Here is an 879-nt window from a genome sequence, read left to right on the forward strand (position 1 = left end):
CATGCCATCTTTTATGAGGGCTTCGATGATATCACTTCGATCAAATTTTGTCGTGAGATCTTCTACACGATCAGACAGGCGCTCACCAAGATTTTTTAAAGTGGTGCGATAGTGAGAAGGATCATTTTTGAAAGCTGTGATCGCAGAACCAATATCGTTGAGTGCAGCTTGATAGGTTTGTTTCAAGCGATCAGGGTTGAGAGCAGGAATGTCACTTTTATTGAGAAGGGTGCGCAATTCACTACCAAGTTGGTCAAAATTGATACCATTGTCACTGTTTTTTGCAAAAAACTTTTCAAGACTTTCGCTGTTTAATTTTGCAAGTATGGGGGAAATATTGGTTTTGAGGCTGTCTACGGTTTGTTGGACCATGGAGCTGTTTTCTAGAGCAGTTTTAGCTCCTATCTTTGCTGTACTAGAAACCACGTGGATGGCTTGGAGGGTCATTAGCAATGTTATGAGAGCCCAAGTGAGAAAGCCATGAAGCGTCCCTGACGATTCAGCAAAACGTCCAGCAACAAAGCCTCCCAAGGCTAGGCTAATCAGTGTAACGATAACAGAACCCACGCCAAAGGAGAGGAAAGAGCCTTCAAATGGGGTTGAAGAGGTGAAATCCATTTGGCTTAAGCCTAAAGCGGCTACCAGAAAAGAGAGGCAGATTGAGGTGGCAAGGGCTGTCACCAATCCCGCAAAGATTGCGGACCACGAAATGGGTGTGTGAAAGAATGGATACTTTTCTTCTAGAGATGTTTCTCCTAGAAAATTCGTATCGAATGGTGTGTCTTCAGGAATGCGAGTTTCCATGTTTTATCTCCTTGAATATGCTGGAGATACAATGTCTTTTTGCCAATTATGTTCCAAAAGTGAATAGATATGCGC

General features: G+C 43.0%; 1 protein-coding gene. It reads right to left on the minus strand.

Annotated features, from left to right (window positions below; all coding sequences use genetic code 11):
• On the minus strand, positions 1–804 hold an 804-nt coding region (locus ACFIJ9_RS08645; protein ID WP_375636789.1), incomplete at its 3' end, for a DUF3792 domain-containing protein.
• Positions 805–879 lie beyond the last annotated feature (75 nt).

The sequence above is a fragment of the Bartonella sp. MR90HLJMH genome, from assembly GCF_042194115.1.
Taxonomy (GTDB): domain Bacteria; phylum Pseudomonadota; class Alphaproteobacteria; order Rhizobiales; family Rhizobiaceae; genus Bartonella; species Bartonella grahamii.